The sequence below is a fragment of the Bradyrhizobium sp. IC4059 genome (assembly GCF_020193615.1).
Lineage (GTDB): Bacteria > Pseudomonadota > Alphaproteobacteria > Rhizobiales > Xanthobacteraceae > Bradyrhizobium > Bradyrhizobium yuanmingense.
The window spans coordinates 468,806-495,630 of sequence record NZ_JADYVH010000004.1 but is presented as its reverse complement, the minus strand read 5'-3'; the positions used below and the strand labels follow the sequence as shown (position 1 = coordinate 495,630).

At 65.6% G+C, this 26,825-nt stretch carries 28 protein-coding genes; 3 read left to right on the top strand and 25 right to left on the bottom strand.

Annotation, left to right across the window (positions count from 1 at the left end; translation table 11 throughout):
• Positions 1-188 precede the first annotated feature (188 nt).
• The 10 genes from I6F12_RS15855 to I6F12_RS15810 form a co-directional block, all read right to left on the bottom strand.
• The gene (locus tag I6F12_RS15855; protein WP_225156795.1) at positions 189-1,802 is read right to left on the bottom strand and encodes an ABC-F family ATP-binding cassette domain-containing protein; all 1,614 of its coding nucleotides are present in this window, start codon (positions 1,800-1,802) and stop codon (positions 189-191) included.
• A 171-nt stretch (positions 1,803-1,973) separates the two neighbouring features.
• Positions 1,974-2,321, bottom strand: a complete 348-nt coding sequence (locus I6F12_RS15850) for a RidA family protein (RefSeq protein ID WP_028138431.1) — start codon at positions 2,319-2,321, stop codon at positions 1,974-1,976.
• Between the two features lie 13 nt (positions 2,322-2,334).
• Positions 2,335-3,456: an FAD-dependent oxidoreductase gene (locus I6F12_RS15845; protein ID WP_225156794.1), complete on the bottom strand. Its 1,122-nt coding sequence runs from the start codon at positions 3,454-3,456 to the stop codon at positions 2,335-2,337.
• Positions 3,453-4,871 (bottom strand): NAD(P)/FAD-dependent oxidoreductase, encoded by a 1,419-nt coding sequence (locus I6F12_RS15840; protein ID WP_109142481.1) that lies wholly within the window; start codon positions 4,869-4,871, stop codon positions 3,453-3,455. The genes I6F12_RS15845 and I6F12_RS15840 overlap by 4 nt, the downstream gene beginning before the upstream one ends.
• On the bottom strand, positions 4,868-5,164 hold the full coding sequence (locus tag I6F12_RS15835; protein ID WP_025034065.1) for a (2Fe-2S)-binding protein: 297 nt from the start codon (positions 5,162-5,164) through the stop codon (positions 4,868-4,870). Before I6F12_RS15835 ends, I6F12_RS15840 begins: the two co-directional genes overlap by 4 nt.
• Before the next feature lie 31 nt (positions 5,165-5,195).
• The gene (locus tag I6F12_RS15830) at positions 5,196-6,332 is read right to left on the bottom strand and encodes an FAD-dependent oxidoreductase (protein WP_225156793.1); all 1,137 of its coding nucleotides are present in this window, start codon (positions 6,330-6,332) and stop codon (positions 5,196-5,198) included.
• Between the two features lie 8 nt (positions 6,333-6,340).
• Positions 6,341-7,147 carry an ABC transporter permease gene (locus tag I6F12_RS15825; RefSeq protein WP_109142479.1) on the bottom strand — a complete coding sequence of 269 codons (807 nt, stop codon included), beginning with the start codon at positions 7,145-7,147 and terminating at the stop codon, positions 6,341-6,343.
• Positions 7,144-8,019, bottom strand: a complete 876-nt coding sequence (locus tag I6F12_RS15820; protein WP_225156792.1) for an ABC transporter permease — start codon at positions 8,017-8,019, stop codon at positions 7,144-7,146. The genes I6F12_RS15825 and I6F12_RS15820 overlap by 4 nt, the downstream gene beginning before the upstream one ends.
• A complete protein-coding gene (locus tag I6F12_RS15815; protein ID WP_225156791.1) occupies positions 8,016-9,056 on the bottom strand; it encodes an ABC transporter ATP-binding protein in 1,041 nt (346 codons plus the stop codon). The genes I6F12_RS15820 and I6F12_RS15815 overlap by 4 nt, the downstream gene beginning before the upstream one ends.
• 23 nt (positions 9,057-9,079) lie before the next feature.
• Positions 9,080-10,114, bottom strand: coding sequence for an ABC transporter substrate-binding protein (locus tag I6F12_RS15810; RefSeq protein WP_225156790.1), 1,035 nt, complete (start codon positions 10,112-10,114; stop codon positions 9,080-9,082).
• Between the two features lie 277 nt (positions 10,115-10,391).
• Here I6F12_RS15810 and I6F12_RS15805 point away from each other — a divergent pair, with 277 nt between their 5' ends.
• Positions 10,392-11,312 carry a LysR substrate-binding domain-containing protein gene (locus tag I6F12_RS15805; protein ID WP_225156789.1) on the top strand — a complete coding sequence of 307 codons (921 nt, stop codon included), beginning with the start codon at positions 10,392-10,394 and terminating at the stop codon, positions 11,310-11,312.
• Here the strand turns inward: I6F12_RS15805 and I6F12_RS15800 are convergent.
• Genes I6F12_RS15800 through I6F12_RS15765 form a run of 8 tightly spaced genes read right to left on the bottom strand, consistent with a single transcriptional unit; the run spans position 11,302 to position 19,394 of the window.
• The gene (locus tag I6F12_RS15800) at positions 11,302-12,675 is read right to left on the bottom strand and encodes an amidohydrolase family protein (RefSeq protein ID WP_225156788.1); all 1,374 of its coding nucleotides are present in this window, start codon (positions 12,673-12,675) and stop codon (positions 11,302-11,304) included. The two genes, I6F12_RS15805 and I6F12_RS15800, sit on opposite strands and share 11 nt — an antisense overlap.
• Positions 12,672-14,255, bottom strand: a complete 1,584-nt coding sequence (locus I6F12_RS15795; RefSeq protein WP_225156787.1) for an ABC transporter substrate-binding protein — start codon at positions 14,253-14,255, stop codon at positions 12,672-12,674. Before I6F12_RS15795 ends, I6F12_RS15800 begins: the two co-directional genes overlap by 4 nt.
• Positions 14,255-15,139, bottom strand: coding sequence for a polysaccharide deacetylase (locus I6F12_RS15790; protein ID WP_225139282.1), 885 nt, complete (start codon positions 15,137-15,139; stop codon positions 14,255-14,257). The genes I6F12_RS15795 and I6F12_RS15790 overlap by 1 nt, the downstream gene beginning before the upstream one ends.
• Complete coding sequence (locus I6F12_RS15785; protein ID WP_225156786.1) at positions 15,126-15,941, bottom strand: ABC transporter substrate-binding protein; 816 nt, start codon at positions 15,939-15,941, stop codon at positions 15,126-15,128. Before I6F12_RS15785 ends, I6F12_RS15790 begins: the two co-directional genes overlap by 14 nt.
• 16 nt (positions 15,942-15,957) lie before the next feature.
• Entirely contained in the window at positions 15,958-16,722 is a 765-nt protein-coding gene (locus I6F12_RS15780; RefSeq protein ID WP_057028105.1) for an amino acid ABC transporter ATP-binding protein, read from the bottom strand.
• Positions 16,719-17,576 carry an amino acid ABC transporter permease gene (locus tag I6F12_RS15775; protein ID WP_036021759.1) on the bottom strand — a complete coding sequence of 286 codons (858 nt, stop codon included), beginning with the start codon at positions 17,574-17,576 and terminating at the stop codon, positions 16,719-16,721. Before I6F12_RS15775 ends, I6F12_RS15780 begins: the two co-directional genes overlap by 4 nt.
• Complete coding sequence (locus I6F12_RS15770) at positions 17,573-18,400, bottom strand: ABC transporter substrate-binding protein (RefSeq protein ID WP_225156785.1); 828 nt, start codon at positions 18,398-18,400, stop codon at positions 17,573-17,575. The genes I6F12_RS15775 and I6F12_RS15770 overlap by 4 nt, the downstream gene beginning before the upstream one ends.
• A gap of 37 nt (positions 18,401-18,437) precedes the next feature.
• Positions 18,438-19,394 carry an N-carbamoyl-D-amino-acid hydrolase gene (locus I6F12_RS15765; protein WP_081494441.1) on the bottom strand — a complete coding sequence of 319 codons (957 nt, stop codon included), beginning with the start codon at positions 19,392-19,394 and terminating at the stop codon, positions 18,438-18,440.
• A 151-nt stretch (positions 19,395-19,545) separates the two neighbouring features.
• On the opposite strand from I6F12_RS15765, the gene I6F12_RS15760 reads away from it, so the two are divergent.
• A complete protein-coding gene (locus tag I6F12_RS15760; protein WP_225156784.1) occupies positions 19,546-20,472 on the top strand; it encodes a LysR family transcriptional regulator in 927 nt (308 codons plus the stop codon).
• 28 nt (positions 20,473-20,500) lie between these two features.
• Complete coding sequence (locus tag I6F12_RS15755) at positions 20,501-21,208, top strand: type 1 glutamine amidotransferase (protein ID WP_225156783.1); 708 nt, start codon at positions 20,501-20,503, stop codon at positions 21,206-21,208.
• Between the two features lie 194 nt (positions 21,209-21,402).
• Here I6F12_RS15755 and I6F12_RS15750 read toward each other — a convergent pair whose 3' ends face one another.
• From I6F12_RS15750 to I6F12_RS15720, 7 genes are all read right to left on the bottom strand, one after another.
• Positions 21,403-21,870 carry a nuclear transport factor 2 family protein gene (locus I6F12_RS15750; RefSeq protein ID WP_225156782.1) on the bottom strand — a complete coding sequence of 156 codons (468 nt, stop codon included), beginning with the start codon at positions 21,868-21,870 and terminating at the stop codon, positions 21,403-21,405.
• 79 nt (positions 21,871-21,949) lie between these two features.
• Positions 21,950-22,399, bottom strand: coding sequence for a tol-pal system-associated acyl-CoA thioesterase (gene ybgC, locus I6F12_RS15745; protein ID WP_036021745.1), 450 nt, complete (start codon positions 22,397-22,399; stop codon positions 21,950-21,952).
• Positions 22,400-22,467: 68 nt separating this feature from the next.
• Entirely contained in the window at positions 22,468-23,388 is a 921-nt protein-coding gene (locus I6F12_RS15740; protein WP_225112980.1) for a metallophosphoesterase, read from the bottom strand.
• Positions 23,389-23,517: 129 nt separating this feature from the next.
• The gene (gene ruvB / locus I6F12_RS15735; protein ID WP_109142466.1) at positions 23,518-24,576 is read right to left on the bottom strand and encodes a Holliday junction branch migration DNA helicase RuvB; all 1,059 of its coding nucleotides are present in this window, start codon (positions 24,574-24,576) and stop codon (positions 23,518-23,520) included.
• Positions 24,577-24,707: 131 nt separating this feature from the next.
• Positions 24,708-25,325 carry a Holliday junction branch migration protein RuvA gene (gene ruvA / locus I6F12_RS15730; protein WP_035998377.1) on the bottom strand — a complete coding sequence of 206 codons (618 nt, stop codon included), beginning with the start codon at positions 25,323-25,325 and terminating at the stop codon, positions 24,708-24,710.
• On the bottom strand, positions 25,322-25,849 hold the full coding sequence (gene ruvC, locus I6F12_RS15725; protein ID WP_225156781.1) for a crossover junction endodeoxyribonuclease RuvC: 528 nt from the start codon (positions 25,847-25,849) through the stop codon (positions 25,322-25,324). Before ruvC ends, ruvA begins: the two co-directional genes overlap by 4 nt.
• A gap of 79 nt (positions 25,850-25,928) precedes the next feature.
• Complete coding sequence (locus tag I6F12_RS15720; protein ID WP_225146415.1) at positions 25,929-26,675, bottom strand: YebC/PmpR family DNA-binding transcriptional regulator; 747 nt, start codon at positions 26,673-26,675, stop codon at positions 25,929-25,931.
• Positions 26,676-26,825: the final 150 nt, after the last annotated feature.

Below are 26,825 nucleotides of genomic sequence, written 5' to 3'. Positions count from 1 at the left end.
CGCAATCGGTGGGCAGACGAAGCCTGGTTCCGATGCGGTAGTTTCCCGGAGTAGAAAATCGATGCGGCCCGCGTCACAACAATGGCGTTGGGATCACGGATTTATACTCATTTTTTTCCGCCCGACGCGCTGGGGGCAGGGCGTCGGGCTTTTGAAAATCACAGCCAGATCCAGAGCGCCAAGCGGGATCAGACGATCCCGCCATCGATGCGCGGCAAATTGGCGGCAAGTTCGATCCGCCGCGTGATCCCGATCGCCTGCAGGAACGCCTCGTCATGGCTGACGACCAGCAGTGCGCCGTCATAGGCCCGCAAGCCGGCCTCGACGGCTTCGATGGACTCGAAGTCGAGATGATTGGTCGGCTCGTCCAGGATCAGCAGCGACGGCGGCGGCTGCCCGCCCAGCACGCAAGCGAGGCCCGCGCGGAAGATTTGCCCGCCGCTCAGGCTCCCGGCGATTTGCAAGGCGGCATCGGCGCGAAACATGAACCGGGCCAGCGCGGCATGGCACTCGTTCGCACCGGCCTTCGGATTGAGACGCCGAAAATTGTCCAGGATGGAGCGCGCCGGGTCGAGCAGGCTGACCTTCTGGTCGAACAACGCGAAATCCGGCCTGAGCCGCACGATGCCCGCAAGCGGACGCAGCTCGCCCACGATGAGCTTCAGAAGCGTCGTCTTGCCGGAGCCATTGGGCCCGACCAGCCCGACGCGCTCCGGCCCGACCACCGCAAATGAGAGGTCGCGCACGACTGGCTGCTCCGGCCAAAAGCCAGCGCTGACACCGTCAAGCCAAAGCACCTCCCTCCCCGCCGGCAGGTCGGTTGCGGGCAATTTGACCGAGAGCGGCTGAAGAACCTCGACGCGCCGGCGCGCCGTGTCGATGGCTTGAAGCGCTTCCGCGCGCTGCCGCTCGGCGATTTGCGCATTCTTGCCGCCGGTGTCCTCGCTGCGATCCTTGCGGGCGCCGGCCAGGATGCGCGGCATGTCGCCCTTGGCGCGCTTCTTTCTGCCGCCGCTGTCCTTGCGCGCTTTCTTCTCCGCGGCCTCCCGCGCCCTCCCGTCGATCTCGGACAGCCGGTTCTCGGCAAGCGCGAGATCGTGCCTCACAGCCGCGAGCTCGATGGCCTTCTGCGTTCGAAAGCTGCTCCAATTGCCACCATATCGCGTCGCGCCGAGCGACGTCAGCTCGACGATCGCATCCATGGTGTCGAGCAGTGTCCGGTCGTGGCTGACGATAATCGCGCCGCCGCGCCAGGCAGCCAGCAGATCGGTGACGGCTCTGCGTCCGTCCTGGTCGAGATTGTTGGTGGGCTCGTCCAGCAGCAGGAAGTCAGGCGCAGCGAACACCAGCGCGGCGAGACGAACCCGCGTGATCTGGCCACCGGACAGGCACGACAGCGCCGTATCGGGAGACGGATCGAACCCGAGGCGCGCCAACGCGGCCTCAAGCCGCGTCTCGAGCGTCCAGTCGACCGCAGCGACCTCGTCGGCGGAGGCGTCGCCCCGCTCGGCACGGCGCATCAACTCGAGCGCCGGCCGCACGCCGAACAGATCCGCCACGGTCGCGCCGGCAAGAACCTGCACGTCCTGGCGCAACAAGCCTATAGTGCCGTTGATCAGAACGCGTCCCGACTGAGGAACATGTTCGCCGAGCATCGACGCAAGCAGCGTCGTCTTGCCAACGCCGTTACGGCCGACGAGACAAGTTCGCTCGGCGCCGAATGTCAGATCGAGGTTTGAGAAAAGAGAGCGCCCGTCAGGCGTGGACAGCGACAGGTTCGACAGGACGATTGAAGCAGGCATGGAATTCTCCGTGAGCAAGGCGGATGGGCGTTGCGGTCGGGGTGAAATCCATGGCTGCGAAGATCCTGATTGAGGAACTCTCTAACTAGTCCCATCAAAAGGCGAGATCAAGGCGCGGCTCGAGGAGACAACAGCGTGATTGGCGCTGTCGTCCTTCCTCGCCGTGCGCCATCAGCCCTTGAGCGCGGTCACCACCACCTCGATTAGCGCGCCGCCGCCGAGATCGGCGACGCCGACGGTGGCGCGGGTCGGCAGGTTGTCGCCGAAGAATTCGGTCCAGGCCGCGTCCATCTCTTTCTTCTTGGAGAGATCGGTGACGAAGATCGAGGCGCTGACCACGCGGCTCTTGTCGGTTCCCGCCTCTTTCAGATAGCCGGCGATCTTGCCGAGGATGTTGCGGGTCTGCTCGCCCATCGAGACCGAGGTGTCGTCGGCGATCGTGCCGCCGAGGAAGACGAAGCCATTGGCTTCGACGGCGCGGTGCATGATGGGCGTGCGGATGCTGCGGGTGATGCTCATGATATCCTCTTGTTTAGAGCGTGGAAGAGTGGAAGCGGTCGATGCCGAGTTCGCCGATACGGGTCTGGGTGCCGCCGTTGACGATCAGTTCCGCCATCACGGCGCCGGCGCCAGGGCCGAGCTGGAAACCGTGCAGCGAGAAGCCGAACTGGTGATAGAGGCCCTTGTGACGCGAGCTCGGCCCGAACACGGGAATGTCGTCCTTCATCTTGGCTTCAATGCCGGCCCAGGCACGGACGATGTTGGCGCTGCGCATCACCGGAAACAGCTCGAACACGGTCTGCGCACTGGTCGCAAGGCTCTTCCAGTCCAGCACCGTCTCGTTGCGATCCTGATAGGGCGTCGCCAGATGGCCGCCGCCGATCAGCACGGTGCCGTTCTTGAACTGCTTGAAGGACAGCTTTCGACCACGCAGGATCACGACGGGGTCGATGAAGTGCGGCACGCGCGAGGTGATCATCAGCATCGGCGCCACGGTTTCGACCGGGACGGGCTCGCCGAGATGAGCCGCGATCCTGCCGGCCCAGGCGCCGGCAGCATTCACCAGCACCGGCGCGGCAAAGCTCTCCGACCCGGCATCGACGTGCCAGAGGCCGTCACGGTGCCGGATGCTGCCGGCAGCTACGCCTTCGCGCACAGTTGCGCCCAATTGCTCGGCCTTGCGGCGGAACGCCGTCGTCGTCTGCGCCGGATTGGCCGCACCGTCACGCCGAGAAACCACACCGCCGGGACAGGTCTCGGCCACCGCCGGCACCAGCCGGCGCAGTTCGGCGGCGTCGATCAGCTCCTCGTGGGTGAAGCCCAGCGCATTGAGCTCGGCGACGCGGGCGCGGCAAAGGGCGAGCTCGTCCTCGTTCTCGGCGACCAGCACCTGGCCGTAGCTCTCGAAGCTGCAATCGTCGTCGACGAGATCCGTGATCTTCTCCCAGATGTCCATCGAGCGGATCGACAGCGGAATCTCGGGAATGTGCCGCGCGAGCTGCCGGACGCCGCCGGCATTGACGCCCGAGGCGTGACGGCCGGCATAGTCCTTCTCGATCAGCACCGGCTTCAGGCCGGCGAGACACAGATGCAGCGTGGTCGAGCACCCGTGGATGCCGCCGCCAATGACGATCGCATCCACATTTGTGCTCATCCGCGCACCACAGCCTTGACGTCGGCCTCGCTCTTGGGAACGGCGGCGAGTTCGGCCAGCGTGATCGGCTTCACCGGCGCGCGCAGCCGGTAGTAACCGATCTCCTGCGGGGTCTTGCCGCGCGCCCGCGCCATCAGCTCGGTGACGGTGAGGCCGCAGAGCCGGCCCTGGCACGGGCCCATGCCGGTGCGGCGATAGGCCTTGAGCTGATTCGGCCCGGTCGCGCCGATCGCGACGGAATCGAGAACGTCCTTTGCCGTGACCTCTTCGCAACGACAGACGATGGTATCGCCTGAAGGAATCCGGAACTGCGGGGCGGGGCGGAACAGCGTGTCGAGGAACAGGCGACCACGCTCAGCCTTGGCGAGGTCGGAACGGAGCGTCGCCATTGCGGGAAGTTTTGCGGCAGAAGCGGGCGCCAGTGCTTCGACGGCGGCGCGCGCGGCAATGCGACCGCGCACCACGGCTGCACTCGCGCCGCCGATGCCGGCCCCGTCACCGGCGATCGCGATGCCGGCGACCGACGAATTGCCGCTCGCGTCGAGCACTGGCGACCAGCACAATTGCAGATCATCCCAGCGATGCTCGATGCCGGCTGACATCGCCAGATTGACGTTGGGCACGACGCCCTGATGCAGCAGCAACAGGTCCGCAGCGATGGTCTCGCGCTTGCCGCCGGCGACGTAGCTCACGCTGGCAAGCTGGCCATCACCGGAAGCCGCAAGCTCGGTGACGCCGGAGACGACCTGCACCTTCGCCCTCACCTCGCGCATCATCGACAGGCCCTTGGCGAAATAGGGCGAGGTGAGGAAGGCGAAAGCGTGCGGGAGCGCGGCGAAATAATTGCCGCGCTGGGTGGTGTCGAGGATGCGATCGATGCGGCCGCCAAGCCGCAGTATCTGCGCGGCGAGCAGCCAGAGCAGCGGCCCCTGCCCTGCGATCACGGTGCGTCCGTCGGGCACCAGCGCCGAGGACTTCAGCATGGTCTGCGCCGCGCCCGCGGTCATCACGCCCGGGAGCGTCCAGCCGGGAATTGGGAGCGGCCGCTCCAGCGCACCGGTCGCGAGAATCACGCGTTTCGCCTTGACGAAGGCCGAGGCGCCGCCGATCGAGACGGCGATATCGAGATTGCGGTCGAGGCTCCAGACGGTGGCGCGGTGAATGACCTCCGCATTGCTCGCGCGCAGCGACTGCACGAGATCGGCGCCGACCCAATAATCGGCGCCGAGCTGATTGCGCTCGGTAACCGGCGTCGAGGCGATGGCGCGAAACACCTGGCCACCGGGGCCGATGTTCTCGTCGAGCAGCAGCGTCGAGAGGCCGGCCTCGGCGGATGTTGCGGCAGCAGCAAGGCCCGCGGGCCCGGCGCCGATCACCACGACGTCATAGTTTTCGCGCTTGGGAGCCACGCTCATTTTCCGATCTCCCGCTTGCCCTTCTGGATTTCGATCTGCATGCCCTCGGCGACGGGCACGAGGCACCCTTGCCGGTTGCCGACGCCGTCGATGGTGACGAGGCAGTCGAAGCAGACGCCCATCATGCAATAAGGCAGACGCGGCGCGCCGCTCACCGCGGTGGAACGCCGTGCGTCAACGCCGGAGGCCAGCAGTGCGGCGGAGACGGTGTCGCCCTGGCGCGCTGCGACCGCGACGCCATCGACGAAGATCTGCACCTGTGGCCGCTTGTCCTGTTCGGATCGCTTGAACATGGGGATGCCTCTTGGCTCCTTCTCAGAATCTCTAGTAGCCGCTGCTGTTCGCAGCACCTGCGCCGCCAAAACGGCTGGCCGAGAACGCGCCGACCAGCTCCGGCTCGAGCGCGCCCTGCGCCACCATGCGCGCGATCTCGAAGGCGTGGTTGGAGGCGAGCGTCACGCCGGAATGGCAGCAGGCGACGAAGGCGCCGGGATGCGTCTCCGACTGATCGTAGATCGGAAAGCCGTCCTGCGGCATGACGCGAATGCCGGACCAGCTCCTGACCACGTTGAGCCGCGCCAGATGCGGGAACATGCGCTGCGCGCGATCGGCCATGACGCCGCTGATCGACGGCTTCAGCGTGCGATCATCGAGATCGTCCTCCTTGCTGTCGCCGATCATCACCGTGCCCTCGTCGGTCTGGCGGATCGTGGTCAGCGGATGCGGCAGGAACGGCATGGTGCGCTCGGTCACGACGACCTGGCCGCGAGTCGGGCCCATCGGCGCAAAGAGGCCGACCATCGGCGCCAGCGTCTGGTTGGCGTTGCCGGCGGCGAGCACGATCTTGGCGGCGCGCAGCTCGCCCTGCGGCGTGATCAGCCGAAATTCGCCCCGGCTCTTGCTGATCGCCGAGACCGGACGCTCCGGAAAATAGTCGATGCCGAACGCAATGAAGCCGGTGTGGAAGGCGCGGAAGGTGCGCAGCGAATTGACGTGGCCGTCGAGCGGACAATAGCTGCCGCCGGAGACCTCGGGGCCGATCAGCGGCAGCGCCTCCTTCACCTCGGACGGCCGCAGCATCTCCATCTTGTAGTCGGCCGCGCCGACCTGGTTGTGCATGCGCTTGACGAGCTCGGTGCGCTGGCCGAATTCGTCCTCGCCGAGCGTGAGATGAAAACCGCCGTTCTGCTGCAGGGCGACGTCGAGGCCGGTCTGCTGCTTCAGCTCGGAGGCCAGCCGGCCCCACGCCTGCGAGGCCTGCACGGTCCACCGCGTATAGGCCGGCATGCCGAGCCCTTTGCTCTGCACCCACACCAATGCGAAGTTCGCGCGCGAGGCGCGCTTGGTGATGTCGCCTTCGTCGAGCACGGCGACCTTCTTGCCGAGCCGGCCGAGGCCCCAGGCAATGGCGGAGCCGAGCAGTCCGCCGCCGACGACGGCGACGTCGTAATCTCCTGACATGAGTTCTCCTATCGTCCCGTATCGCCCTTGCCAGCGAGCACACGGTCGAGCCCGTAGAAGCGGTCGAGCAAAATGAGGGCGGCCATGGTGATTGCGATCACGCAGGCCGAGACCGACGTCACGAGCGGATCGATGTTGTCCTGGATGTAGAGAAACATGCGGACCGGCAACGTCTCGGTCCCGGGCGCCGCAAGGAAGACGGTCATGGTGAGATCGTCGAAGGACTGGATGAAGGCGAGCGCCCAGCCGCTAATCACGCCGGGCAGGATCAGCGGCAAGGTCACGCGGCGGAACAGCGTCCAGCCGCCGGCGCCGAGCGAGACCGCCGCCATCTCGACCGTGCGGTCCATGCCGGTCGCCGCCGCCAGCGTCAGCCGCAGCGCGAACGGGAACACGATGATGACATGCGCGACGATCAGCGCCGCGAAGCTACCGCCGAGACCGGCCGAAGTGAAGAAGCGCAGGAAGGCGATGCCGAGCACCACATGCGGGATCATCAGCGGCGACAGGAACAGCGCCGCCAGCACATCACGACCACGGAAGCGATAGCGCGCGATCGCCAGCGCCGCCGGCACCGCGAACAGCAGTGCCACGAGGGAGGACAACGCGCCAAGGCCGAGGCTGACCCAGAAGGCGTGAATGAATTCGGGGTAGTTCGCAATGGTCCTGAACCAGCGCAGCGAGAAGCCGTTGGTCGGCAGCGACAGGTATCCCTCAGGCGTGAAGGCGACGAGGCAGACCACCAGGATCGGCGCCACCATGACGATGACGAAGATGGTGTGAAAGATCAGCGCGAGCGGACCGTTCCGGCTCATCGGAACACCTCCGCATAGCGGCGTTCGATCAGTGCGTTGCTGCCGACGACGATCAGCACCAATGCGGCCAGCAGCAGCGTTGCGACCGCAGCGCCCAGCGGCCAGTTCAGCGTGTTGAGGAATTCGTCATAGGCGAGCGTTGCCGCGACCTTGAGCCGGCGGCCGCCGATGATCGCCGGCGTTGCGAAGGCGCTGGCCGAGAGCGAGAACACGATGATGGCGCCCGACAGCACGCCTGGCATGATCTGGGGCATGATGATGCGGCGGATGATGGTCGCAGGGCCCGCGCCGAGCGACATCGCAGCATTCTCGATCTGCGGATCGAGCCGCTGGAGGGCGGCCCATACCGACAGCACCATGAACGGCATCATCACATGCGCGAGCGCGATCACCACGCCTGTTTCGGTGAACATGAAGGGAATGGGGGAGCCGATCAGCCCGAGCGACATCAGCAGCTTGTTGACGAGGCCGTTGTTGCCACCGAACAGCAGGGCCCAGCCCAGCGTTCGCGCCACCACTGAGATCAAGAGCGGCCCGAGAATGACAAGCAGGAAAAAACTCTTCCAGCGGCCGCTCATGCGGTTAAGGATATAGGCTTCGGGTGCGCCGAGCAGCGCCGTGAGCAAAGTGGTCAGGATCGCGATGCGGAAGGTCCGCCAGAACATCTCGGCGTAGTAAGGATCGGTCGCGATCTCGTGCCAGTTCTTGAGAATGAAGACCGGCTCGATGCCCTTGTACTGGCCCCAATCGTGGAACGACAGCATCACCGTCATCGCCAGCGGAATCAGCAGCACGCCGACGAACAGCATCAAGGCGGGCGCGGTCAGCACCCACGGCGCGCGTGTGCTGCGCTCCTCCGCGGCCATGCTCATGCGCCAGCCCTCGCGCGCACGCTCATGTCCTCGGGCCGCCAGGTGAGGCGAACCGCGTCGCCTTCGGCCGGCTGCGCTTTGCCGTCGTTCTGGCGGATGACGATCGCCGGGCCGCATTCGCTGTCACACTGGAACAGCCAGTGATTGCCCTGGAAGATGCGCGTGATGATCTTTCCGCTGAGCCCTGTATCGCCAAAGCCGATTCTTTCGGGGCGAACGCTGACGGTGACGGGACCGCCGAGCCCAGCCGGCGCCGGTGCGCGCCAGGAGCCGGCCACCAACTGCGTCGGCGCGACGGTCCGGTCGATCGTTCCGGCAAAATCGTTGGTCTTGCCGAGGAATTGCGAGACGAAGGCCGAGGCCGGCCTTTCATAGGTCTCTTGTGGCGTGCCGATCTGCTCGATCTTGCCCTGGCTCATGACCACGATGCGATCCGACAGCGACATCGCCTCGTTCTGGTCATGCGTGACCAGGATCGTGGTGGTGCCGACGGTGCGCTGGATCTGGCGCAGCTCGATCTGCATCTCCTCGCGCAGCTTGGCGTCGAGGTTCGACAGCGGCTCGTCGAGCAGCAGCACGCTGGGCTTGATCACCAGCGCACGCGCCAGTGCCACGCGCTGCTGCTGGCCGCCGGACATGCGGCGCGGATGGCGATCCTCGTATCCGGCGAGGCCCACCATCGCGAGTGCGGCGCGGACGCGTTCGGACCTTTCAGCGCGCGGCACGCCACGCATCTCGAGGCCGAAGGCGACGTTCTCCGCCGCGGTCATGTGCGGAAACAGCGCGTAGCTCTGGAACACGATGCCGAGGCCGCGCTTTGCCGGATGGATCGCGGTCAGGTCCTTGCCCTCGAGGCGGATCGCGCCGCGCGTCGGATCGAGGAAGCCCGCGATCATCTGCAGCGTCGTGGTCTTGCCGCAGCCGGACGGGCCGAGGAAGGAGATGAACTCCCCCTTCCCCACCGACAGGCTGAAGTCATCGACCACAGTCTGCGTGCCGAACTGCTTTGCGACCCGATCGAGCTCGAGATAGGCCATGGCGCTGTCTCCGCGGCGACCGATCAGCGTTCGACCTCGCGATTCCAGCGCTTGGTCCACTCCTCGCGCTTCTCGTTGATCACGGTCCAGTCCGGATTATAGAGCTTGGCCGCGCGCTCGCCGATCGGCGCCATCTTGCCGAGCTCGGGCGGGATCACCAGCGATTTCAGCACCGGGCCGTAGCCGTAATCCTTCAGCATCACGAGCTGGCTTTTCGGATCGAGCAGCATCTTGACGAAGCTCGCAGCCAGCGGCGAAGCATTGGGCTTATTGATCGGGCACGCCGTGGTCAGCAGCGTCGCTGCGCCTTCCTTCGGGTAGACGAAGTCGACGGGGAAGCCGGTATTGGCGAAGCTCTGCACGCGGCCGGTGCCCCATACCGCGATCACGGCCTGGCCGGACTGGAACAGCTCGGTCATCTTGCCCGGCGACGGCTCATAGGCCAGCACGTTCGGATTGATCTGCTCCTTGAAGATCTTGAAGCCGGACTCGACGTTGGTCTCGCCGCCGCCGTTCATCTTCGACAGCATCACCAGCGCTTCGAGACCGTAGGTGTTGTTGATCGGTGGAATCACGAGCTGTTTTGCGTATTTCGTGTCCTTCAGGTCGTTCCACGAGGTCGGCGGCGCCCAGCCTTTCTCCTTGAACACTTTCGTGTTGTACATCAGCCCGGTGGCGACGATGCCGATCGCAACCGCGCGATCGTCCTTGAAGCGTGCAGTGTCGTAGAGATCGGCGGGCAAGCCGTCGAGCTTGCCGCAGAAGCCGAGCTGGATGGCCTGGTACATCGGGCCATCATCGACGATGGCAACGTCGATCTGCTGGTTGCCTTTCTGCGCCTGGAGCTTGGCCAGCGTGTCGGTGGAATTGCCGGCGACGTATTCGACCTTGACGCCGTTCTCCTTCTCGAAGGCCGGGATCACCTCGTCGCGGATGGTCTTCTCGAACGAGCCGCCATAGCCGGCGACGTAGAGCGTTTTCTGCTGGGCCGAGGCGACCGAGGGGACGGCAATGAGCGCTGCGATGCTGACCGCGGTCAGAAGGCGAAAAGTCTTCATGTGGACCGATCTCCAATACCGGAATGAGGTGACGTGCCGACGAGTCTCGCTGGCTGAAGCGCGTTGCCGCATTCCCTTCCGCGCCAATCCGCTTTCGATCAGGGCTCCGGCCCCCATTCGGCGGGTTTTGGCGCGATCTGGAGGTTTGAACCCCTCCAATCTGCCGAAAAAGCGGGCTGTCTCCAGTCCTGATGAAAAAGATCGCAGACCTGTACTTCCATCGTCCAATGAATAATGGCACCCTCTGCATGCCGAAATGTTATGATTGGATGGTGGAATGGCGCGTATCAATTCGCGGCAGGTGGAGGCCTTCCGCGCGATGATGCTGACCGGCAGTGTGACCGAGGCGGCGGCGCTGATGAAGGTGACGCAGCCGGCCGTCAGCCGCTTGCTGCGCGACCTCCAGGCCCTGCTGAAGATGGAGCTGTTCGAACGCCGCGGCACCGGCCTGGTGCCGACCGCCGCGGCGATGGCGCTCTACACCGAAGTCGAGCGCTCCTTCGTCGGGCTGGAACGCATCACTGCGGCGGCGGAAGAAATCCGCGGCCGGCGCACGGGCTCGCTACGCATCGCAGCACTGCCGGCGCTGTCGAACGGCTATCTGCCGCGGCTCACCGGTCACTTCCTGAAGGAGCGGCCAAACCTCAACCTGGCCTTCTTCGGCGTCATCTCGCCGATCGTGGTCGACTGGGTGCTGAACAATCAATGTGACGTCGGCTTTGCCGAGGTGCCGATCGCGCATTCCGGTCTGCCGAGCCAGAGACTGCCGGCGCCGGCGCGCGTCGCAGTGCTGCCGACCGGTCATCGCCTCGCGGAGAAGGACGTGCTGGAGCCGCGCGATTTCGAGGGCGAGACCTTCATCTCGTTGTCCGCGGGATCGTCGAGCCGGCACCTCGTCGATCAGGTCTTCCACCGCCACGATGTCCGCCGCGTGCTGCGCGTCGAGACTACGCTTTCGGAGATCATGTGCGGCATGGTGTCGTCCGGCCTTGGCGTCGCGATCTGCGATCCCTTCACGGCGCAGGAATTTGCAACGCGCGGCGTCGTCGTGCGCCGCTTCCTGCCGCGCATCGACTTCGAATTCTCCGCGGTGTTTCCGGCGCAGCGCAGCCCTTCACCCGTGGCGCTGGACCTGGTCGAGACCATGCGCAAGGCGCTGGTGGAGTTCGAGGACGACGAAGCCGGGGTCAGCCGTTGAACGCCGCCTGCGCCTCCGGCAGATCCCAGATCTTGCCGATCGCGGCGGTGCCCGCCGCAATGATCGCAGCTTCATCCGCGCCGAGATAGCGCCCCTCATCGACCAGCACACGGCCGTCGACCATGACCTGATCGATATTGGCGCGGTTGGCGAGTGCGATCAGCGCGCGGCGCGGGTCGAACAGCGGCTGCAGATGCGGATGGGTGAGATCGACGACGGTGAGATCTGCGGTCGCGCCCGGCTCGATGCGGCCGAGATCGGGCCGCTTGATGACGTCGGCGGCCACGGCCGTGTTCGCCTCGATCAGTTCGGGTGAGTTCGCGACGTCAGGGCGCGCCGAAATGATCTTGGAGATCAGCGACGCCGCATTGAGCTCGCCGAGCAGGTCCATGTTGTAGCCGTCGGTGCCGACCACGGTGCGCACGCCGTGCTCGGCGAAGCGGCTGAACGCGGCGGTGATGCCGGCACGCGCGAACACGCGGGGGCAGTTCAAGACGGTCATGCCGCGCGCGGCCATCAGCTTGAGATCGTCATCGCTGCTGAACATGCAATGCGCCGCCATGAGGTCGGGCGCGAGTAGGCCGAGCCAGTCCAGATATTCTGCCGGCGTGCGGCCGCCATAGCGCTTGCCGATGGTCTCGACCTCGGCGCGGCTTTGCGCCATGTGCGTCGTGATGGGAACGCCGAGCTCGCGCGCCCGCGTGGCGCAGGCTTTCAAGAGATCGGGGCCGCAGGTGTCGGTGGCATGCGGGCTCATGGCAAGGCTGATGCGGCCGTCGCCGCGATTATTCCAGCGCTGATAGAGCGCATTCCATGTCGCCATGTCCGCGGCGCCGTCATCGCCGGAATATTGGACCACACCATCTAGCCCGGCCTTGGCGTCGGACGTCGAGAACAGATAGGGCGCACCATAGAAGCGGATGCCCATCTCTTCCGCCGCGTCGAACATCTCGGGGATCGAGTTGCGAAACGGCTCCATCACCGTGGTGGCGCCGCCCTTGAGCAGCTGGAGGATGCCGAGCCGCGCCACCGCAAGGCGCTCTTCCGCCGACAAGATAACGGCGCCGCGCTTGGTCAGCGGCAGCAGCACCGTGTAGACGATGCTCTGGCTGTTCTTGCGGCCGTTGCCGTCCTCGGTGTGGCTGCGCGCCACCGCTTCCGAGAAGCAATGATTGTGCAGATTGAGCAGGCCCGGCAGGACGAAGCGGCCTGGGCGATCATAGACCTGATCGGCGCGCGGCTTGTCGCGCGTGATCGCCGCAATCTTCTTGCCTTCGACCAGAACCCAGCGGTCGCGCAGCACGTCCTGCGCGCCGTCTTTGCGTGACAGCACATAGCTGCCGAAGATTGCTGTGGTGCTCATGCGGGGCGTACGTTCCAGAACACGGCGGTGCCGTCGAGAATGCCGGTGATGGCCTTGCGGTAGGCCGTCGGCTGCTTGTACAGGCCGATCGGAATATAGGGGATTTCCTCGAACGCCACCCTCTGGACTTCGCGGCAGATGCGCTGCTGTTCGGCGAGTTCGGAGGCCGCCAGCCATTGGCTGCGCAAGGGTCCCATCTTCTCGCTCGCATACCAGCCGGCAACCTTGCCTTCGCCGCGAATGTTGGTGTTGCCGGCCGGGTTGAGCCAGTCGATACCCTGCCAGTTGCCGACCGCGGCGCTCCAGCCGCCCTGCGGCAGCGGATCCTTCTTCAGCTGGCGCTGCAGCACCACGGCGAAATCGAGGCCGGCATATTCGACGTTCATGCCGGCCTTGCGCAACGAATCCACCGCGATCTCGCCGAGCGGCTTCTGCGCCAGCGAGTTGGTCGGAACGAGCAGCACGATCTTCTCGCCGTTATAGCCGGCGGCTTTCAGGTCGGCCTTCACCTTGGCGTAGTCGCGCGGGCCGCGGAACACGTCGAGGCCGACCTCATTTGCCATCGGGGTGCCGGGTGCGAAATAGCCGACCGGTGAGACCTGGAACGCCGGATCGGTGCCGGCGACGGCGGTCATGAATGCGGACTGGTCGATCGCACCCAGGAGCGCGCGGCGGATGGCGGGATTGTCGAACGGCGGCTGCAGGTGGTTGAGGCGCAGCATGCAGGCGTAGCCTCGGGGATCGAGGATGCGCGTCTCGATATCGCCGGCCGCCTTGATCACCGGAAGCAGATCGTGCGGCGTAGTCTCCTGCCAATCCTGCTCGCCGGTCTGGAGCGCGGCGACGCCGGTGCCGGCATCGGGCGTAGTGGTCCAGACCACGCGATCGTAGTGCACGATCTTCGGCCCCGCAGTCCAATCCGGCTTGCCGTCGGTGCGCGGCTGATAGCGCTCGAACTTGGCATAGGCATTGCGCGCGCCCTGCACGCGCTCGTCGGCGAGATAGCGGAACGGACCGCTGCCGATCACCTCGGTGAGCGGCTTGAACGGATCCTGGCTCGCGAGCCGCTCCGGCATCATGAAGCAGGCATTGATCGCTGCCTTGCCGAGCGCCTGCGGCAGCAGCGGAAAAGGACGCTTCAGACGGAAGCGGATGGTGCGGTCGTCGGCAGCCGAGAGCTCGGCGGTCGCCTCCATCAGCTCGCCGCCAAAGCCGTCGCGCGCGGCCCAGCGGCGGATGCTGGCGACGCAGTCGCGCGCCAGCACGCGCTCGCCATCGTGCCAGAACAGGCCGTCACGAAGCGTGAGGTCCCACTGCAGCTGGTCGGCGGAGATGGCGTGGCCCGACAGCATCTGCGGCGAGACCTGGAGCGAGGCGCTCATGCCGTAGAGCGTATCGTAAACCATGAAGCCGTGGTTTCGCGACACCTGCGCGGTCGAATAGATGGGATCGACGAAGGCGAGATCGATGACGGGGATGAAGCGCAGCGTGGATTGCGATTCAGCGCGGACGATGCCCGGCAGCGACAGCGCCGGCAGCGCCGCGCCGGCCTTGAGGAGCGAACGGCGGGAGATGGACATTAGCGGTGACCCGCTTCGTGGCGCAGGAAGTTCTCCGCGATGTTCTCGCCGGTGGTGATCCAGACATCCGGGCACGATTTTGCGTAGGTCAGGAATTCGCGCAGCAGCCGCAGCCGCATCGGGCGGCCGCTGCATTGCGGATGCAGCACGGTTGTCACCATCGCGCCCCAGTCGCGGACCTCATCCAGCTCGTCCTTCCACATCGAGAGCACGTGTTCCCTAGGGAAGATCGAGCGCGGACTGAAGCGCGCGGACAGGCCGTGCATCCAGTCGTCATAGCTCGCGGTCACCGGCAGCTCGATCGTGCCGGGCTTGCCGTCGGCGAGGCGATGACGATAGGGCCTGACGTCGTCGCGGAACGATGACGTATAGACGATGCCGTGGCGCACCAGCGCGACGCGCAGTTCCTCGGTGAACTCGCCATAGGGCGCGCGATAGCCGGTCGGCTTGACGCCGAGCCGGCGCTTCAGCGCCTCGAAGCCGCGCTCCAGCTCCTCCTCGATCCAGGGATCGCCGGGATCTGGCAGCAGATGGTGATAGCCGTGATGGCCGATCTCGTGACCGGCCTTGAGGATGGACTCCGCCATCGCCGGATGCGCATCGACCGACCACCCCGTGACGAAGAACGTCGCCTTGAGATCGAGCTGGTCGAGCAGCTCCAGGAGTTTCGGCGTGCCGACGCGCGCCTCATAGCCGCCATAGCTCATGGTGATGAGCCGCTGCGCATGACCTGCGTCCTTGCTGGTCCAGGCACTCTCGGCGTCCACGTCGAACGACAGGAACATCGCGGATGTGTACGGCTTCGGCCACGGATATTCGGGCGCGGGATCCGCGGTGTTGGCCGGAACGAGCGGAATGCTCTGGAGTGCCTTACTGTCCAGCATTGATGGTCGCCTTCTCGATTGCGTTGTCGCTCAATTTCCACTTCGCCAACAGCGTCTTGTAGGTGCCGTCCGCGATCAGCGCGTCGACCGCCTCCAGCATTGCCTGCTGCAATGCCTTCTCCTTCACCGGCAGAGCAATGCCGGTGAATTGCTGTGCGATGGGCGCGCCCACGGTCGCATAGGTGTTGGGCTCGAGGTCCATGATGTAGGGCAGCGTCTCGTTGCCCTGGGCGGCGGCATCGATGCGGCCTTGCCTCAGCTGGGTGCGCGCATCGGCCGAGCCGTCGGTGCCGACGAACTGGATCGGAGAGCTGCCGCAATTCTTCTCGCTCCACGCCGCAATCTGGGCCGGGAACATGGTGCGTCGGCTGGCGCCGACCTTCTTGCCGCACAGCGACGTCGCATCCTTGAATTCCGCCTTGCGTGCCGCCTGCACGAAGAACTGCGGGCCGCTGCGCAAATAATCGACGAAGGTCGCGACCTCGTGCCGGCTCGCATAGTCGGTGAAACCGGACAGGATCGCATCCACCCGCCCGGTCGAGATCGAGGGTATGAACTCGGCAAAGCTGGTCTCGGTCCATTCGATCTTGAGGCCGAGCTTGCGGCCGATGGCTTCGCCGAGATCGACGTCGAAACCGGAGAGCGCGTTGGTGGCGGGATCGCGGAACTCCATCGGCGGATAGTTCGGCACCACCGCGACCTTGATGCTGCCGCGCTTTACGATCTCAGGCGGCAGTTCGGCCGCCATTGCCGACACGCTCATGGCGCCCAGGAACGCCGCCGCAAGCAAGAATCTCTTCATCACCATACCCCCAATGTCAGATCACTGCCGAAAGAAATGCCTTGGTGCGCTCCTCGCGCGGCGCGCCCAACACGTCGGAGGCGCGGCCTTGCTCGACGATCGCGCCCTGATCCATGTAGACGACGCGGTCGGCGACCTCGCGGGCGAAGCCGAGCTCGTGCGTCACCACCATCATGGTCATGCCGCTTCGCGCCAGCTCCTTCATGACCGCGAGCACCTCGCCGACCAGCTCGGGATCGAGTGCGCTGGTGGGCTCGTCGAACAACATCAGCATCGGCTTCATGGCGAGCGCCCGCGCGATCGCGACGCGCTGCTGCTGGCCGCCGGAGAGCTGCGCCGGATACCAGTCGGCCTTGGCCGACAATCCGACGCGCCGAAGCAGCTCGGTCGCCTCGGCGCGCACCTCATCCGGCTTGCGCCCCTGCACCTGGGTCGGGCCTTCCGTGATGTTCTCCAGCGCGGTCTTGTGCGGAAACAGGTTGAAGCGCTGGAATACCATGCCAGTCTTGAGCCGCTGCCGCCCGATTTCGCGCTCGCTCAGGCGATGGAGTTTCCCGCCTTGCTCGCGCACTCCGAGCAGTTCGCCGTCGAGCCAGATGCCGCCGGCATCGATCGTGGCGAGCTGATTGATGCAGCGGAGCAGCGTGGTCTTGCCGGAGCCGGAGGCGCCGATCAGGCACATCACCTCGCCGGGCCAGACGTCGAGCGAGACGTTCTTGAGAGCCTGAAACTCTCCAAAGTTCTTGGCTACGGAGCGGATCGCGACGAGCGGCTTTGTCATCGCGCCAGCCGCAATGTGCCGCGTGCAAAGCGGCGTTCGAGCAACATCTGGAGCGGTGTCAGGATCGAGACCGCGAGCAGGTACCAGAGCCCGGCGACGATCAGCAGCTCGATGACGCGGGAGTTGGCGTAGTAAATGTTCTCGGCATTGTGCAGCAGCTCCGGATACTGGATCACGCTGGCGAGCGAGGTCGCCTTCACCATGCCGATGAACTCGTTGCCGAGCGGCGGGATCACCACGCGCATCGCCTGCGGCAGCACGATGCGGCGCAGCGCGCGCAGCCGTCCCATACCGATCGCCTGCGCCGCCTCATATTGCCCGATATCGACCGACAGCATGCCGGCGCGCATGACTTCGGAGGTGTAGGCGCCCTGGTTGATGCCGAGCCCGAGCAGCGCGGCAAGGAACGGCGTCATGACGTCGACGGCGCGTGCAGACCACAGGCCGGGGATACCGATGGTCGGAAACACCAGCGCGAGATTGAACCACAGCAGCAGCTGCAGGATCAGCGGCGTGCCGCGGAACAGCCAGGTGTAGCCGGCGGCGACCGACTTCAGCACCGGATTGGGCGACAGCCGCATGATCGCGACGACGATGCCGAGAAAGATGCCGAGCATCATCGCCAGCACCGCCATCACCATGGTGTTGACGATGCCTTCGAGGATGACCTTTGCGGTCAGGAAGCGGCTGACATAGGACCATTCGATCTGGCCGTTCGCAAAGGCGCGCGCGATCGCCGCCAGCACGAGGACGATCAGGGCCGCGCTGATCCAGCGAAACCAGTGCGGCTCGCGCGCGATCCGCATGCCCGACAGATCGGGAAATCCTTGCGCGAGTGCCGGCGCCTGCTTCATTGCGGCGCCGCGTTCAGCATGGGCTGGGCGACTGCATTGGTCCCCAAGCCCCATTTGTCGAGAATGGCCTTGTACGAGCCGTCAGCGATCATCGCCGCGAGTTTCTCGGTCACGACTTCGCGCAAGGCGGCATCGTCCTTGCGGAACATGATGCCTTGATAGCCCTTGGCAAAGGGCTCGCCGACGATGCGGTACTTGCCGGGCTCCTGTTGCTGCGCATAAGGCAACGTCTCGCTGCCCTGCACGGCGGCGTCGATGCGGCCCTGCTTGAGCTGGTTGCGGACGTCGATGGAATTCTCGCCCGGAACGTACTGGATCGCCGGCTTGCCGGCCGGCTCGCAATTCTGCTTGCTCCACTTCTCGATCTCGACCGGGAAGCTGGTGCTGCGGGTGGTGCCGACCTTCTTGCCGCAGAGATCGGTGGCGTCCTTGACCGCGCTCTCCGCCATCACGAAGAACTGCGGGCCGGTTGCGAGGTAATCGACGAAGTCGGCGGTCTCGCGCCGCGAGGCACGATCGGAGATGCCAGAAATGATGAAGTCGGCCCGCTTGGTCGTGAGTGACGGGATCAGCTCGGCGAACGGCGTCTCGCTCCAGACGATCTTCAGCCCGCCGAGCCGCTTGGCGAGCTCCTTCGCCAGATCGATGTCGAGCCCGACCAGCTCGTTGGTTGCGGGGTCGCGATATTCCATCGGCGCGTAGGTGGAATTGACCGTGAGCTTCAGCGTGCCGGCCTGCTTGATCTCCGCCGGCAGCTCGGCGGCTCGCGCCGACGTCACCGCAGCCAGCGCTGCGCAGGCAAGCAAATACGAGAGGCGTGTCATGTCAGCTCCTTTTGCCAACGCCGCGACCGGCCGTTGGTCAATCTGCGTCGAGAACGGCCGGCTCGATGATGCCGGCACGCTCGGTGATCACCCTGTATTGCTCGGGCCGCCGGTGGGCGGCGAAGTTGAACATCTTGTCCTTGCCCTGGCGGCAGAGGTCGAGATCGATGTCGGCGACGATCACCTCGTCGGCCAGCGTTTGCGCCTGCGCGACGATGCGGCCATTGGGATCGACGATGCAGGAGCCGCCGATCAGGCCGGAGCCGTCCTCCTCGCCCGCCTTCGCCACCGAAATCGCCCAGGTCGCGTTCATGTAGGCGTTGGCCTGCGTCACCAGCGTCGAGTGGAAGGTGCGCAAGGCTCCGTCTTCGGTCGTGCCGCCGTTGGGATCGTAGGCCGCCGAATTGTAGCCGATGCAGACGAGCTCGACGCCTTGCAGACCAAGCACGCGCCAGGATTCCGGCCAGCGCCGATCGTTGCAGATCATCATGCCCATGATGGCGTGGGCCCAGGATGAGCCGGCGCGGAAGGCGGGAAAGCCGAGGTCGCCATATTCGAAGTAGCGCTTCTCGAGTTGCTGGTAGCGCGCGCCCGGACGCGGCTCGACCGAGCCCGGCAGATGCACCTTGCGATAGCGGCCGAGAACCTCGCCGTCGCGATCGACCAGGATGGAGCAATTGTAGCGCCGCCCCTCCGGCGTCAGCTCGGCATAGCCGACATAGAAGCCGACGCGCAGCGCACGTGCGCGATCGAATAGCTTTGCCACCGCGGGGTTCGGCATGCTGCGCTCGAAATACCGGTCGAGGGCCTCGCCTTCGAGCAGCCAGCGCGGGAAGAAGGTGGTGAAGGCGAGCTCCGGAAACACCACAAGGCTCGCACCCCGACCGGCCGCCTCCTCCAGCATGTCGAGCATCCGCGACAACGTGTGCTCGCGCGTATCGGCTTTTTGCGTCGGCCCCATCTGAGCGGCGGCGGCGCGAAGGACACGAACCAAGATTGCCTCCAATCTGTGCGCAGTGCTGCCTCAATGGGCGAACGAACCCTTTGATGCGACGTGCAAATCGGCTGCCATTACGGGCAAGCACTGCTGCAAAATCAATTCGCGTTGCTATGATGTTTTGGCCCTGACTATAATCGGCAGTGATATGAACCTGCGTCAGCTCGAGATCCTTCGCGCCGTGATCCGCCACCGCACCACGGTGGCGGCGGCGGACGAGCTGGCGCTGTCGCAGCCGGCGGTCAGCAACGCGCTGAAGACGATGGAGGCGCAGGCGGGCTTTGCGCTGTTCGAGCGCGTCAACAACCGGCTGTTTCCAACCGCCGAAGCGATGGCGCTCTACAAGGAGAGCGAGGCGATCTTCGCGCTGCACGCCAAGCTCGAGAACCGCATGCGCGATTTGCGCGAGAACCGGTCCGGGCATCTCGCCATCGTGGCGACGCCGCCGCTCGCGTACAGCATCATTCCGTCCGCGCTGTCGGGCTTCCTGCGCCGCCGCCCGGAGACGCGGGTGTTCTTCGACGTACGGCGCTATGAGGGCATCATCGAGGGTGTGCTGAGCCGCGTCGCCGAGCTCGGCTTCGCGCTCGGCCTCACGCATCATCCAGGGATCGCGCATGAGGTGGTGCACACCGGCGAGATGGTCTGCGTGCTGCCGCCACAGCATCCACTCGCCGACCGGCCGATGATCTCCGCTTCCGATCTCTCCGGCCTGCCCTTCATTGGGCTCGAACGCGGCACGCGGCTCGGCGAAGCCGTGCGCGACAGCTTTGCCCGCGCCGGCGCGCCGTTCCGGCCGACGGTCGAGGTGCGCTACTGCAACACGGCCTGCGTGCTGGCCGCCGCCGGCGTCGGCGCGGCGGTGGTCGATCCTTTCTCGCCGCGGCAGAACGGCGGCAGCGGCCTCGTCGTCCGTCCGTTCACGCCGACGACGCAGGCGGTCGCCTATATGCTATGGTCTGAAGCCGAGCCGCTGTCGCGTCTGGCCAAGGCCTTTCTCAACGAGATCCGCAAGGAGAGCGCTCTGCTCGAGCGGGCAGCGCCGCACCAGCAACATGGGGCAGAAAGCGGCTGAGCTTCGCAACCTTTTGACCGGGAGGCCCATGGCACGCATCACCATCATCGAGACCGGAGAGGTGCCGCAAAAATACCGCGAGCGCCACGGTTCATTTCCGGACATGTTCGCGCGCATGATCCGCGCCGAGGAGCCGGCCGCGACGATCGAGGTCGTCAGCATCCCCAGCGGCGATGCGCTGCCCGATCCGAGCAAGCTCGAGGCCATCCTCATTACCGGCGCGGCGGCCGGGGTCTATGACGGGCTCGACTGGATCGCGCCGCTGGAAGATTTCGTGCGAACGGCTTACGCCAACAAGACACCGATGGTCGGTGTCTGCTTTGGCCACCAGCTGATCGCGCAGGCGCTCGGCGGCACCGTGCGCAAATCGGAGCATGGCTGGGGCATCGGCCGGCATGTCTATCAGGTGCTGCCGGAGAACGGCGTCATCGACGGTGAAGCGGTTGCGATCGCCGCCTCGCATCAGGACCAGGTGATCGAGCCGCCAAGCGATGCGCTGACGATCCTCTCCTCCGAATTCACCCCGCATGCCGGCCTGCTCTATGCCAATGGCGCGACGCTGACAGTGCAGCCGCATCCGGAATTCGATGTCGGGTTCGCGCAAGTGTGCTGCGATCTGCGCGATGGCAAGGCACCTGAGGATGTCGTTGCCACGGCGAGGACGTCGCTGGCGGAGCCGATGGACAATGCGAAGCTCGGCGGGGCGATTACGCGGTTTCTGGCTAAGCGCACCTGACTACGAAGCTCGAGACGCACTCGTCTTCCCTTCTCCCCTTGCGGGAGAAGGTGGCGCGAAGCGCCGGATGAGGGGTTCTATCCATTCGCCGGACTGCTCGTGAGGAGAGAGACCCCTCACCCGTCTCGCCGCTATGCGGCGAGCCACCCTCTCCCGCAAGGGGAGAGGGTGAAGCAGCGGTCGCTTTGTTAATTTCAGAACGGCTCGCTTCCCAGCCCCGGCACATCGGCCGGCCGCGGGCCCGGCGCCGCCCAGTAAAACCGGCGATCCTTCTCCGCAATGGCGATGTCGTTGATCGAGGCCTCGCGCCGCTTCATCAGGCCGTGCTCGTCGAACTCCCATTGCTCGTTGCCGTAGGAGCGGTACCACTGGCCGCTTGCATCGTGCCATTCGTACTGGAAGCGCACCGCGATCCGGTTGCCGTCGAAGGCCCAGAGGTCCTTGATCAGGCGGTAATCCTGCTCCTTCTCCCATTTGCGGGTGAGGAAGGCGACGATGGCCTCGCGGCCCTGAAACACTTCCGAACGGTTGCGCCAGCGGCTGTCCTCGGTATAGGCGAGCGAGACCCGCACCGGATCGCGTGAATTCCAGGCGTCCTCGGCCATGCGGGCCTTTTGCGCGGCGGTCTCGCGGGTGAAGGGTGGAAGCGGCGGGCGCGACATGGTGGCCTCATCGGTTGATCGGGACCGCGAATGTATCGTCGCAATTGGCAGAGTCGATAGGCGATCCGCTATCGAGCGATCACGTAACCAGATCGGCCTTCATCAGCTGGCGGATCGACTTCGGAATCGGCTGGGCCCGGCCGCCGCTGATGAAGGCGACGCGGACCTCGGCTTTCACCAGCACGTCGTCACCGCGCCGCACCTCCTGCGCCAGCATGATTGACGCCCCTTTCACCGCGACCGGCCAGGTCACGACGTCGAGCACGTCGTCCATTCGCGCGGGCTTCAGGAAGTCCAGATGCATCGAGCGCACCACGAAGGCGAAGCCCGCGCCGTCCGTCTCGGTCTGCTCGAACAGCACCTGCTGCTCGGCACCCATCAGCCTGAGATGATTGGTGCGTCCGCGCTCCATGTAGCGCAGGTAATTGGCATGATAGACAATGCCGGAAAAATCCGTGTCCTCGTAATAGACCCGGACCTGCATGTGGTGGCGGCCGTCGCGGATCTCGCCGTCGAGATGAGCTGTCACGTCCGGAGCCTCTTCGCTGGTCGGTAACCGGCACGTTTTGCGCAAAAACAGCCGGACGCGCAAGCGTGTTAGGACACGACCGGTCCTGACCTTCCCAGCGTCACCTCGACGATCTCAGGCGGCACGCCGAAGCGGAGCGGCATGATGCTGCAACCGAGGCCGCCGGAGACGATGAGATCGCATTTCAGGCGGAAATGGCCATAGGCGAGCCGCAGACCGTTCTTGGGCGCGACGGCCGGCGACCAGCCGAGCAGGCGAACCTGGCCGCCATGGGTATGGCCGGACAATTGCAGCGCGACGCGCGCGGGCACGAGCGGAGCGACATTGGGCTCGTGCGCGAGCAGAATGACCGGCGCATCGTCGGTGATCTTGGCCAGCGTGGCGTTGAGATCGTCGGCACCGAAATGCGTCATGCTCCGGAAGCGCCGCGCCGGCAGGAAGGCCAGTTGATCGCCGAGGCCGGCAAGCCAGAACGGACGGCCGTCCTTGGTGAGGCGTACGGCATCGTTCTCGTAGACGGGGATGCCGGCCGCCTCCAGCGCCCGATGTGCGATGGTCGGCCCGTGCCCGGCCCGCTGCACGGCTCTGTCATCCCAATAGTCGTGGTTGCCCATAACGGCATGAACGCCGAGGGGCGCCTTCAGGCGCGCCAGCACCCTTGCCCATTCGCTCGACGGAATGAAGCGCGTGACGTGGTGAAGGCCGGCGACATAGTCGCCGAGCAGCACGATGAGATCGGCGTTGAGCGCGTTGGTCCGGTCGACGATGCCCTCGATGCGCTCCAGCGACATCCAGGGATCGCAGGCATGGATGTCAGCGATGGCGGCAATCTTCAGCGGAAAATCCGCCGGCCACTGCCGCGGCATCGGATGATAGCGCGTGACGCGAAGGCGCAGCACCGGCTCGACACCGACGCCGTAGGCTGCGGTCGAGACGCCGAGGGCGGACAGACCGCCAATGGAACGGATAAGATGACGGCGCGTGATCATGGAAGCCCGATGATGATGCGGCGCCTTGATGATATCCGATTGGAGCGGAATTGGGGTGCGTTCGTGCAGATCGTCTGCACGAGGTTAACGGAAATTCATCATAGGCGGAACGGCGCGAGGTTCAGCAGCTCACTCGTCGCTGTCATCCGTGCCGAACAGGCCGAACTGCGCCGCCGCATCGCGCGAGGGTTCGGCGATGCCGAGATGACGGAAGGCGTGCGAGGTCAGCAGGCGGCCGCGCGGGGTGCGCTGCAGATAGCCGCACTGGATCAGATAGGGCTCGATGATGTCTTCGATGGCGTCGCGCGGCTCCGACAAGGCCGCAGCCATGGTCTCGACGCCGACCGGTCCGCCGCCATAGTTGAGCGCGATGGTCGAGAGATAGCGCCGATCCATCGCGTCCAGCCCTGCGGCATCGACCTCGAGCGCGCTCAGCGCATGGTCGGCAATCTTACGGTCAATCTTGTCGGCATCGGCCGCCGAGGCGAAATCGCGCACGCGGCGGAGCAGGCGGCCGGCGATGCGCGGCGTGCCGCGGGCGCGGCGCGCGATCTCGTTGGCGCCATCGGCGCTCATGCCGACGTTGAGCACGCGCGCGCCGCGGCTGACGATGCTCTCCAACTCCTCGATCGTGTAGAAGTTGAGCCGGACCGGAATGCCAAAGCGGTCGCGCAAGGGATTGGTGAGAAGGCCGGCGCGCGTGGTGGCGCCGACCAGCGTGAATTTCGACAGCTCGATCTTGACCGAGCGCGCCGCCGGGCCCTCGCCGATGATGAGGTCGAGCTGAAAGTCCTCCATCGCGGGATAGAGCACCTCTTCCACCGCGGGGCTGAGGCGATGGATCTCGTCGATGAAGAGCACGTCGCGCTCTTCGAGATTGGTCAAGAGGGCGGCAAGATCGCCGGCCTTGGCGATCACGGGCCCCGAGGTGGCGCGGAAACCGACGCCGAGCTCCTTCGCCACGATCTGCGCCAGCGTGGTCTTGCCGAGCCCCGGGGGACCTACGAACAGCACGTGGTCCAGCGCCTCGCCGCGCTTGCGCGCCGCTTCGATGAAGATCGAGAGATTCTTGCGCGCCTGCGCCTGGCCGACGAAGTCGGACAGCGATTGCGGCCGCAGCGCGGTGTCGCCGACATCATCGCTGCGGCGCTCGGGCGAGACCATGCGGCTGGCCTTCGGATCGCTCACTCAGCGAACTCCATCGGATCGTAGGGTGGGCAAAGGCGCACTTCGCGCCGTGCCCACCATGTCGCTGCTCGCTTTGTAGATGGTGCGCACGCTTCGCTTTGCCCACCCTACGAGACTGACCATTGACGCACTCACTTTGCCAATTCCTTCAGCCCGAGCCGAATCAGCTGCGCCGTCTCGGCGCCCTCACCCGCGCTGCGCGAGGCCGATGCAATCGCCGCGGCGGCCTGCGGCTGGCCGTAGCCGAGATTGACCAGCGCAGAGATCGCATCCGCGACGGGGCGCGGCGCGCGCTGGTCGTCGACGGCGCCGGCGAGATGCACGACGGCGGGATCGACATTGGCAAAGGCCGGCGCCTTGTCCTTCAATTCGGTGACGATCCGCTCGGCGACCTTCGGGCCGACGCCGGGCGTGCGCGCCACCGCGGCCTTGTCGCGAAGCGCAATGGCATTGGCGAGATCGGCCGGCGACAGCGTGCCGAGCACGGCCAGCGCGACCTTGGCGCCGACGCCCTGCACGGTCTGAAGCAGGCGAAACCATTCGCGCTCTTGATCGGTGCGGAAGCCGAACAGTTTTATCTGATCTTCGCGGACATAGGTCTCGATCGACAGCACAGCGGCCTCACCCGGCGAGGGCAGATGCTGCAAGGTGCGCGAGGAGCAATGTACCTGATAGCCGACGCCGCCAACGTCGAGGATGACGAAATCCTCGCCGTAGGAATCGATCAAGCCCTTGAGCTTGCCGATCATATCCCCACCACCTTCAGCCGGAGCGCCGTGCTCTGGCGGTGATGGGCGTGGGTGATGGCGATGGCGAGCGCGTCGGCGGCGTCCGCGGACGGCGGCTCGGCCTTCGGCAGCAGGATCTTCAGCATCATCGCGATCTGTTGCTTGTCGGCGTGGCCGGCGCCGACCACCGTCTTCTTGACCTGGTTCGGCGCGTATTCTGCGACAGAGATGCCGAACATTGCGGGCGCCAGCATGGCAACGCCGCGGGCCTGGCCAAGCTTCAGCGTTGCAACGCCGTCCTTGTTGACGAAGGTCTGCTCGACCGCGGCTTCCAGCGGCTGGTGATTGGACAAGACGGAAGCGAGCCCTTCATGGATCGCGAGCAGCCGGCTCGCCAGCGGCAAATCGTCCGGCGGTTCCACCGAGCCGCAGGCGACGTAGGCCAAGCGATTGCCCTCGGCCTCGATCACGCCCCAGCCGGTGCGGCGCAGGCCGGGGTCGATGCCGATGATGCGAACGGGGCCACGAATCGGGAGCGCGGTCATGCGCCAGTGATAGCGGCTGGCTGCCCTGGAGGAAACAGAAACAGAACGGAAGTAACAAGGGAAGTAGGGCCGTCGAGCCCTACCCGCCCATCTTCGCAACAAGCGCGTCCGACACCTCGAAATTGGCGTAGACGTTCTGGACGTCGTCGTGCTCGTTGAGCAGGTCCATCAGCTTCAGGAGCTTCTCGCCGGTCTCGTCGTCGACCGCAACCGTGTTCTGCGGCTTCCAGATCAGCGCAGCCTTGCGCGGCTCGCCGAACTTGGCTTCCAGCGCCTTGGCGACGTCGCGATAGCTTTCGGTGGAGGCGTAGATCTCGTGGCCGCTCTCGCCGGACACGACGTCGTCGGCGCCGGCTTCGATTGCGGCATCCAGCACCGCATCGTCCGAGGCGACGCTGCGGTCGTATTCGATGATGCCGGTGCGGTCGAACATGAAGGAGACTGAGCCGGTTTCGCCGAGATTGCCGCCGGACTTGGTGAAGAAGGAGCGGATGTCGGAGGCGGCGCGGTTGCGATTGTCGGTCAGTGCCTCGACGATGACGGCGACGCCGCCGGGGCCGTAGCCCTCGTAGCGGATCTCGTCATAGTTCTCGCCGTCGCTGCCGAGCGCCTTCTTGATGGCGCGCTCGATATTGTCCTTCGGCATGTTCTCCTGGCGCGCAGCGATCACGGCGGCGCGCAGGCGCGGGTTCATGGCGGGGTCGGGGGTGCCCAGCTTGGCAGCGACGGTGATTTCCCGCGCCAGCTTGCCGAACAGTTTCGACTTCTGGGCATCCTGCCGCCCCTTGCGGTGCATGATGTTCTTGAATTGGGAATGTCCGGCCATGCGTGGTCTCTTGAGAAATCGTCAGCCAAAGATGAGCGTGGGAAGCGCGGCCTTATAGGCCGCCAACCCACCGGAATCAAAGGGCTCGGCTGCGCCTGAGGTAGCACTGTAAAGGTAGCCGCCGTAACGGCGCCTGCCTAGATGGGCACC

Bases quoted from the DNA above. Each gene is read 5' to 3' on its own strand.
- I6F12_RS15855 (WP_225156795.1), bottom strand. From the start codon at position 1,802: ATGCCTGCTTCAATCGTCCTGTCGAACCTGTCGCTGTCCACGCCTGAC.
- I6F12_RS15850 (WP_028138431.1), bottom strand. From the start codon at position 2,321: ATGAGCATCACCCGCAGCATCCGCACGCCCATCATGCACCGCGCCGTC.
- I6F12_RS15845 (WP_225156794.1), bottom strand. From the start codon at position 3,456: ATGAGCACAAATGTGGATGCGATCGTCATTGGCGGCGGCATCCACGGG.
- I6F12_RS15840 (WP_109142481.1), bottom strand. From the start codon at position 4,871: ATGAGCGTGGCTCCCAAGCGCGAAAACTATGACGTCGTGGTGATCGGC.
- I6F12_RS15835 (WP_025034065.1), bottom strand. From the start codon at position 5,164: ATGTTCAAGCGATCCGAACAGGACAAGCGGCCACAGGTGCAGATCTTC.
- I6F12_RS15830 (WP_225156793.1), bottom strand. From the start codon at position 6,332: ATGTCAGGAGATTACGACGTCGCCGTCGTCGGCGGCGGACTGCTCGGC.
- I6F12_RS15825 (WP_109142479.1), bottom strand. From the start codon at position 7,147: ATGAGCCGGAACGGTCCGCTCGCGCTGATCTTTCACACCATCTTCGTC.
- I6F12_RS15820 (WP_225156792.1), bottom strand. From the start codon at position 8,019: ATGAGCATGGCCGCGGAGGAGCGCAGCACACGCGCGCCGTGGGTGCTG.
- I6F12_RS15815 (WP_225156791.1), bottom strand. From the start codon at position 9,056: ATGGCCTATCTCGAGCTCGATCGGGTCGCAAAGCAGTTCGGCACGCAG.
- I6F12_RS15810 (WP_225156790.1), bottom strand. From the start codon at position 10,114: ATGAAGACTTTTCGCCTTCTGACCGCGGTCAGCATCGCAGCGCTCATT.
- I6F12_RS15805 (WP_225156789.1), top strand. From the start codon at position 10,392: ATGGCGCGTATCAATTCGCGGCAGGTGGAGGCCTTCCGCGCGATGATG.
- I6F12_RS15800 (WP_225156788.1), bottom strand. From the start codon at position 12,675: ATGAGCACCACAGCAATCTTCGGCAGCTATGTGCTGTCACGCAAAGAC.
- I6F12_RS15795 (WP_225156787.1), bottom strand. From the start codon at position 14,255: ATGTCCATCTCCCGCCGTTCGCTCCTCAAGGCCGGCGCGGCGCTGCCG.
- I6F12_RS15790 (WP_225139282.1), bottom strand. From the start codon at position 15,139: ATGCTGGACAGTAAGGCACTCCAGAGCATTCCGCTCGTTCCGGCCAAC.
- I6F12_RS15785 (WP_225156786.1), bottom strand. From the start codon at position 15,941: ATGAAGAGATTCTTGCTTGCGGCGGCGTTCCTGGGCGCCATGAGCGTG.
- I6F12_RS15780 (WP_057028105.1), bottom strand. From the start codon at position 16,722: ATGACAAAGCCGCTCGTCGCGATCCGCTCCGTAGCCAAGAACTTTGGA.
- I6F12_RS15775 (WP_036021759.1), bottom strand. From the start codon at position 17,576: ATGAAGCAGGCGCCGGCACTCGCGCAAGGATTTCCCGATCTGTCGGGC.
- I6F12_RS15770 (WP_225156785.1), bottom strand. From the start codon at position 18,400: ATGACACGCCTCTCGTATTTGCTTGCCTGCGCAGCGCTGGCTGCGGTG.
- I6F12_RS15760 (WP_225156784.1), top strand. From the start codon at position 19,546: ATGAACCTGCGTCAGCTCGAGATCCTTCGCGCCGTGATCCGCCACCGC.
- I6F12_RS15755 (WP_225156783.1), top strand. From the start codon at position 20,501: ATGGCACGCATCACCATCATCGAGACCGGAGAGGTGCCGCAAAAATAC.
- I6F12_RS15750 (WP_225156782.1), bottom strand. From the start codon at position 21,870: ATGTCGCGCCCGCCGCTTCCACCCTTCACCCGCGAGACCGCCGCGCAA.
- I6F12_RS15740 (WP_225112980.1), bottom strand. From the start codon at position 23,388: ATGATCACGCGCCGTCATCTTATCCGTTCCATTGGCGGTCTGTCCGCC.
- ruvA (WP_035998377.1), bottom strand. From the start codon at position 25,325: ATGATCGGCAAGCTCAAGGGCTTGATCGATTCCTACGGCGAGGATTTC.
- ruvC (WP_225156781.1), bottom strand. From the start codon at position 25,849: ATGACCGCGCTCCCGATTCGTGGCCCCGTTCGCATCATCGGCATCGAC.
- I6F12_RS15720 (WP_225146415.1), bottom strand. From the start codon at position 26,675: ATGGCCGGACATTCCCAATTCAAGAACATCATGCACCGCAAGGGGCGG.